Genomic DNA, 7,446 nt, shown 5'->3' on the forward strand with positions numbered 1-7,446 from the left:
AACAACAATCTTAATTCTGTTAAAGTAAAAGTTCTTAGAATTAAAAAAGGATCAAACCTTTCAGTTCAATCCTTTTCTGATATTATCTATTAGATTATTTTATGAGGGAGTACCAATTAACTACTCCAACAATTTCTAATGCTCATAACCTTTATAATCAATCCAATCAAAATCTGCATATTCTTTTGATGCCTTGCCATTACTAGTAACATAAACGCCACAATAAGCACCAGTATAGCCACTGTTCCAACCAAAACTTAAGAGGTAATCAGCTTTTGTTTCCACAAATTCACTAAACGATTTCCCATTATCAAGAGAGTACATAAAATTATATTTATTCTCTTTAGAAGTCACTTTAAAAACTACATTACCATTATAATTTTCAAGGACTTTCTCTTTAAGTATTTTTACTTCATCCACTTTCTTTTCAGCAACAACAACTTTCATTACATATTTACCCTCTTTTTTGGTTATGGTCATATTCATGTAGTTATCATCTTTTTGAAAGATACTTATGCCTGCCTCAATACCTTCTTTTTTACCAGCAAATTGCATTTTTGCAGAATAGTCAAAATCAGTTTCTCTTTGGCGAACACCCATTAAACTGGCTTGACCTCTCATTTTTATAATTTCTGGCTTTGCAAATACTCTTAAAAAGCCCTCCCTCTTAGAAAGACTATAGGTATTTGGTAAAGGTACTCTTCTAAAATTCCATTCCAAGCTAAGTACATCAGTATCAAAATCATCTTTAAAAGAACCATCTCTATATTGTACTTTATCAGAAAATGGCAGTTTCTCATTTTTCATCACTCGCCCTGTTTCTGGAGCTACAACTGGCCAATCGTATTTAGGTTCTTTCCACCAAAAAGGTTCTCTTTCCCATTGTACAGGTATCAAAAATGTTTCCCTTCCCATATTTGTTGCTCGTTGTACATCACCTCTAATACCAAGAGCAACCATATACCAACGTCCATCTTTTAATTGAATTATATCTGCATGTCCTGTACTGTTCACCCAGTTATCATAAGACAGGTTTCTTGTAGTTAAAATTGGGTTACGCTCGTTAGATACAAACGTTCCTTTAATATCATCACTTACAGCAATCATCATAGAATGGTTGTAACTTGTACCTCCTTCTGCTACCATTAAATAGTAGAGTCCATCGTGCTTGTACATATGTGGGCCTTCTACCCATACGCCACCACAAGCTCCTCTATAAAGATATTGACGTTCACCAATAAATTTCCACGCGTCTAAATCCAATTGCTGACCATAAATTTCACCTTCACCTTCATAATTAGGTTTCTCTGGAGAGTTAGCACCAAAATACCAAGCATCTCCATTGTCATCAAAAAATAAATCTGGATCTATACCAGGAGCTCCTTCAATAATATGAGGTTCAGACCAAGGGCCTTCAGCCTTATCTGCAGTAATAATAAAATTTATTGTCTTAGTTGGAGAGCCATCGATTGGGTTATATACATTCGTTGTTATAATATAAAATTTACCATTGTGATAACGTAATGTAGGTGCATGAATACCTCCATTCTGTTGTACATCTACAAGGTTCATTTCCCCATTACATTGCTCTTCTCTGTGTAAGCCATAGCCAATTAACTCCCAATTCACTAAATCTTTACTACGGTGAATAGGTAAACCAGGAAAATACTCAAAAGAAGAATTGACTATATAATAATATTCTCCGTCTGTGGTTATGGAAGGATCAGGATAGCCCCCTTGTAAAATAGGGTTTTTAAAAGTTGATTCTTGGGCAAATGTAGGTATTGCAAAAAGCAATAATAATAGTATTAATCTATACATAGGTTATCAAATTGTAATAATGGATAGGCAAAATAAAGAACTTTTGATAAATGCTACCAATACCTTAACAAAAAATAAAACCCCTCCATTGAAAATCAATGGAGGGGAGTTAAGCCCGTGCGTACACGGACAATTGATTCTTTACCCAAAAACACTATTAACAAAACTGTGCCACTTACGTACTTATTAACTATTGTTTAAGAAAATAGCAAGATTAATTATTCTTAATTCAAGAAAAAAAGACGCAAAACCACCTATCATCATATGATTAATTTGAGATTGTATATTTAAAAATTTTGTTCTTTCTACAGAAGAAATTAACTTCAACTTTATCTAATTAAAAGATCAACAAGTTTTAAAAAAAATCTATCCTACCCTATGCACGAAAATTCTAGAAATGCCACTCAACTTTGCGAACTCTATGGCATACAAGAAATCGATATTCAAAATGTAAAAATGCTAAAAGATCCTGCCATGGAAAGAATGTCTGGCATGGTTGATAGTTGGTACGAATGGCTAAAAACTACTCCGGAATTTCATGAATATTTTGCAGACGCAAGTACACTAAATAGAGTACAAAAGATGCAATTTGGGTTCTGGGAGCAATTTTTTGAATCTAATATTAATGAACAATACCTTAATTCAAGAAGAAAAGTTGGTGAAGTTCATGCCCGTATAGGCTTATCTCAAGAAATTTATTTAGCTGGTGTAGACCACTTCTTAGGGCTTTTTGTAAATATGCTTAATGAGCTAGACTTAGATAATGATGCTTTAGATAAAGCAAGACGTGCATTAAATAAACTAGTGCATATGGATATGACTATTATTGTTCAGAGTTATGAACAAATTGTCAATCATAAGCTAACTGCACAAAGTAAAACATTAATGGCAATGTCTACTCCTGTAACTCAGATTTGGGAAGGATTGTTATTATTACCCGTAGTTGGACTTATTGACTCTAGACGTGCCCAAAACATTATGGATAACACGTTAAATCATATTTCTAACCATTCTGCACAAAGCTTTATTCTTGATATATCTGGTGTAGCAGTTGTAGATACTGCTGTTGCAAACCATCTAATAAAGATTACTAAAGCAACAAAATTAATGGGTTGTGAATGTATTATTTCAGGCTTATCACCTGCAGTAGCACAAACTATTGTAGAATTAGGAATTGATGTAGGAACCATAAAAACTACAGCAAACCTAAAAGCAGCAATAGAAATTGCTTTCAATAAATTAAATATGAAAATTATTAAACAATAATATGGATAGTTGGGACAGGTCAGGTATACCCATACAGTTACATAACCGTTGTATTATTGCATCTTTTCAAGTTGATTTAACAACTCCTCTTTTAAAATTATTTCGTCATGAATTGTTAGAATTTGTGGTTAAGAATAGTACTATTAAAGGTGTTATTTTAGATCTATCTGGTTTAGAAATTATTGATATTAGTGATTTCAATGCCATAAAAGATACTATTAAAATGATTAAATTGACAGGGTTTTCAACTGTAATTTCGGGCTTAAGACCTGCTGTAGTTTCCTCTCTAATTGTGCTTGATGCAGATATTGATGATCTTAATGCTGCACTTAGTTTAGATGAAGCCATTGAGTTATTGTTATCAAATAATATGATAGATGAAAATTAGTATACAATCTGAAAACGATATACATTATGCTCAGGTAGAGTGTACTGATTTTGCAAAAACACTTGGTTTTGAAGAATTAGATGCCATGAAAATATCTATTCTTGTGTCTGAGCTCGCTCAAAATATTATTAAATATGCCACAAAAGGATTTATTGTTTACACTAAAGAAACAAGACATCATAAAAGTGGAATTTTGATAGAAGCTATCGACAAGGGCCCTTCAATTCCAAACATTGAGAAAGCTCTAGCAGATAATTTTTCTACTGGAGGTACTTTAGGTTTAGGGTTACCAGGTATTAAAAGAATGTCAGATATTTTAGAAATAGATTCAACACCAGAAACAGGTACTCATATAAAAGTAATATATTGGATAAAATAGTGAACATAGATATCGGTGGCTATACTAGACCTATTGCAGGAGAAAAACGTAATGGAGATGTAATCTATATTTTAAAAGATTCTCGATACACTTTTTTTGCTGTTATTGATGGTATCGGTCATGGTGATGTAGCAAACGCCATATCTGAAGAAATAAAATCATTCTTAATCAATAACCATAATGCCGATATTCAATACGTAATTCAGAAAACCCATGAATATATGTTGGGTACTGAAGGAGCTGTGATTGGAATTGGATGTCTTATCGGAGATAGTTTTTCTTTTGGCAGCCTTGGAAATATAAATTGTAAAATTGTTAATACTAAAAATATTGATATGTTATCTACTGATGGTTTATTAGGTGTAAGAGGTAGGACATCTAAAGTGACATCAAAAAAGTTAGAAGATAACGATATCATTTTTATGTATAGCGATGGTATTAATGGAAATTTCAATTCATCTGAATTCAATAATTATCACCTTTTTTCTAGTGAAATATTAGCAAAGAAAATTGTGAAGCAATCAGGTTCTCTTTTTGATGATGCTTCGATGATAACTGTTAAGGTACAAATTTCATGATTCGCATAGAAACCAAATATATCACCAAAGAAATTGATGTTATTAATTATCGTCAAAGGGTATTTAAATCATTAAGGATACTCACAAACGATAATACTTTATCTGTTAAAGTATCTTCTATAATTTCTTCTTTTTTAAAAGATCTTATTGCTCAAAAACATCAATTAACTATTCAGACTAATGTAATTATGCAGCAAGAAGTTGGAAAGAAAATTCAACTAATTGTGCAAGATAACGCTAAACAATTTACCCTTCCTCCTCCTTCTCTTTATGTTCATTTCTTATCCATAGAAAAAATAGATAATCATTATTTAATAACTGTTGAGCAAGAGTTCTCTGCTAGAGAATTTAAACTTGTACTTAGTGTATATAATGAAAAATCAAGAGATGAATTACTTGAGGAGGTACAATCAAAAAATAATGATTTAGAAGCATCTCTTGCTGACCTGAAAAAAGCGAACGATAGTAAAGCTAGAATGCAAGGCGAACTTATTGTAGGTAGAAATATACAATTAAGTATGGTTCCTACAGATTTCCCTTCAAATAGTTTTATTGATGTTCATGGTATTCTTGTACCCGCAAGAGAAGTAGGTGGGGATTTTTATGACTTTCAATTCATAAACGATAAATATTTTTACTTCGTTGTTGGCGATGTCTCTGGTAAAGGTGTACCTGCTGCGTTATTAATGGCGCAAACTAAATCTTTACTAAGAAGTAGTGCTATTAATGAAACATCTACAAGTGAGATAGTTTCTCATGTGAATAGTGAAATTGCCAAAGACAATAAAAATAACATGTTCATTACTGTATTTCTTGCTCTGTTAGATTTAGAAACAGGAATGTTAACTTACACCAACGCAGGACACAACCCTTCTTATATTATTAACAATGAAAATATGAGAAGGTTAGAAGAATTACACGGCCCCGTAGTTGGTGCATTAGAAGGGTTTAATTATAAAGAAAAAAGTATTCAACTTAAACCTGCTGATATCGTTTTTGCTTATACTGATGGAGTAACAGAAGCTCAAAATCAATCCCATCAATTATATTCTGATGAACGTTTAACTACTCTTTTAAGTACTGTAACTAATAGTAGTGTTAAAGATATAAATGATACAGTAGTAAAAGATATTGGAGAGTTTGAATTAGGATCTGAACAAGCTGATGATATTACTGTTTTAAGTATAAAATACCATCAATCTAGTGATACAAAAGGTTCATTTTCAATATCAAATTCATTTAATGAAAAATTAGCTCTTACTCAAAAAGTAGAAGAGTACCTTTTAAAGCAAAAAGTACCTACTAGTGCAATACACAAAACTCAGATTATTTTAGATGAAATTCTTAGTAATACAATTAATTATTCATTCTCAAGTACAGTTACTCCATTAATTAATGTCTCTTTAAAAGTTGATAGTTCTGAGATTTGTATTAAAATTATAGACAATGGTACAGCTTTTAACCCTCTAGAAAAAGAAGACCCTAATGTTGCATTATCTCTTGATGAGCGACAGGTTGGCGGATTAGGTATATTTATAATTAAAAATTTAGTGGAAGAACTTTCTTACGAACGCTTTGACAACAAAAATTGCTTAAGGTTACTTCAAAAAATATAAATTATTATGGAATACAAAATTGAAAATATTGACAATGTAACCGTTATTAATGTTACTGGTTTTTTAGATGCAAATACTTCATCTATTCTTGATGAAAAAATACATATACTTATCACTAAAGAAGGGCATACCAAAGTAATACTTAACTTAAAAGATGTTACTTATATGAGTAGTTCTAGACTTCGTATTTTTCTTTCGGCATCCAAGGAAATGCAAAATGTTGATGGGAAATTTGTTGTGTGTAATGCTAATGATACTATTAAAGATATTGTTAAAATGTCCGGCTTTGACATGATTGTTGAATTAAAAGACACATTAGAAGACAGTCTAGAAATTGTCAAATAGATTTTGATTATATCTGCCTAGTTTGATTAAAAATGTAAGTGAAATCACTCTTTTTATAGCTTATTTAATTTGAAATACAATTAAATAAGTTACTTTTTATTTGAAAAAATAGTTTTTTATCGATATTACCCCTAAAAAGTATAGCCACAAAAAAAGGTTAGTCAACATCTTGTGTTAACTAACCTTCTATATATAATAAATGTGGCGTCGACCTACTCTCCCGGGGGTTAACCCAGTACCATCAGCACTGTGGGGCTTAACTGCTCTGTTCGGAATGGAAAGAGGTGAACACCCACGTCATTGACACCATCAATATCTTAATGTCTTTGATCATCGAATCTAATCACTAATAACAAACAACTCATCTAAATAAGTTATTTGACAGTGAAAAGGAAAAACTTTGCTAGCACTCTATCACTAGAGTGCTAACCGTAAAAGAAAAGCTCTTGGGCGATTAGTACTTCTCAGCTGAATGTATCTCTACACGTACACTTGAAGCCTATCAACGTCATAATCTATAACAACCCTTATATGGAAATCTCATCTCGAGGTGGGTTTCGCGCTTAGATGCTTTCAGCGCTTATCCGCTCCACACATAGGTACCCGGCGATGCTCCTGGCGGAACAACCGGTACGCCAGAGGTGTGTCCAACTCGGTCCTCTCGTACTAAAGTCAGAGCCTCTCAAATTTCCTACGCCCGCAACAGATAGAGACCGAACTGTCTCACGACGTTCTGAACCCAGCTCGCGTGCCACTTTAATGGGCGAACAGCCCAACCCTTGGGACCTTCTCCAGCCCCAGGACGTGACGAGCCGACATCGAGGTGCCAAACCTCCCCGTCGATATGAGCTCTTGGGGGAGATCAGCCTGTTATCCCCAGAGTACCTTTTATCCTTTGAGCGATGGCCCTTCCATGCGGTACCACCGGATCACTATGTCCCACTTTCGTGCCTGTTCGAAATGTCTCTCTCGCAGTCAGGCTCCCTTATGCCATTGCGCTCTTCCGACGATTGCCGACCGTCGTGAGGGAACCTTGGAAAGCCTCCGTTACTC

At 33.5% G+C, this 7,446-nt stretch carries 7 protein-coding genes and 2 rRNA genes (1 of these 9 only partly in view); 6 read left to right on the plus strand and 3 right to left on the minus strand.

Annotated elements, in window-relative coordinates; genetic code table 11:
- Positions 1–135: 135 nt before the first annotated feature.
- Positions 136–1,821 carry a glycoside hydrolase family 43 protein gene (locus EI427_RS17100; RefSeq protein WP_126617025.1) on the minus strand — a complete coding sequence of 562 codons (1,686 nt, stop codon included), beginning with the start codon at positions 1,819–1,821 and terminating at the stop codon, positions 136–138.
- 378 nt (positions 1,822–2,199) lie between these two features.
- On the opposite strand from EI427_RS17100, the gene EI427_RS17105 reads away from it, so the two are divergent.
- From EI427_RS17105 to EI427_RS17130, 6 genes are read left to right on the plus strand one after another with little or no spacing between them, the layout of a single operon-like run.
- Entirely contained in the window at positions 2,200–3,087 is an 888-nt protein-coding gene (locus EI427_RS17105) for a protoglobin domain-containing protein (protein WP_126617027.1), read from the plus strand.
- 1 nt (position 3,088) lies between these two features.
- Entirely contained in the window at positions 3,089–3,475 is a 387-nt protein-coding gene (locus EI427_RS17110) for an STAS domain-containing protein (protein ID WP_126617029.1), read from the plus strand.
- Positions 3,465–3,854: an ATP-binding protein gene (locus tag EI427_RS17115; protein WP_126617031.1), complete on the plus strand. Its 390-nt coding sequence runs from the start codon at positions 3,465–3,467 to the stop codon at positions 3,852–3,854. The genes EI427_RS17110 and EI427_RS17115 overlap by 11 nt, the downstream gene beginning before the upstream one ends.
- Complete coding sequence (locus tag EI427_RS17120) at positions 3,854–4,432, plus strand: SpoIIE family protein phosphatase (RefSeq protein ID WP_170178520.1); 579 nt, start codon at positions 3,854–3,856, stop codon at positions 4,430–4,432. The genes EI427_RS17115 and EI427_RS17120 overlap by 1 nt, the downstream gene beginning before the upstream one ends.
- The gene (locus EI427_RS17125; RefSeq protein WP_126617035.1) at positions 4,429–6,048 is read left to right on the plus strand and encodes an ATP-binding SpoIIE family protein phosphatase; all 1,620 of its coding nucleotides are present in this window, start codon (positions 4,429–4,431) and stop codon (positions 6,046–6,048) included. Before EI427_RS17120 ends, EI427_RS17125 begins: the two co-directional genes overlap by 4 nt.
- 6 nt (positions 6,049–6,054) lie before the next feature.
- On the plus strand, positions 6,055–6,393 hold the full coding sequence (locus EI427_RS17130; protein ID WP_126617037.1) for an STAS domain-containing protein: 339 nt from the start codon (positions 6,055–6,057) through the stop codon (positions 6,391–6,393).
- A 199-nt stretch (positions 6,394–6,592) separates the two neighbouring features.
- Here the strand turns inward: EI427_RS17130 and rrf are convergent.
- A 5S ribosomal RNA gene (rrf, locus tag EI427_RS17135) occupies positions 6,593–6,704 on the minus strand.
- A 123-nt stretch (positions 6,705–6,827) separates the two neighbouring features.
- Positions 6,828–7,446, minus strand: a 23S ribosomal RNA gene (locus EI427_RS17140); it runs 2,258 nt beyond the window's last position.

The sequence above is a fragment of the Flammeovirga pectinis genome (assembly GCF_003970675.1).
In the GTDB taxonomy this organism is placed as follows: domain Bacteria; phylum Bacteroidota; class Bacteroidia; order Cytophagales; family Flammeovirgaceae; genus Flammeovirga; species Flammeovirga pectinis.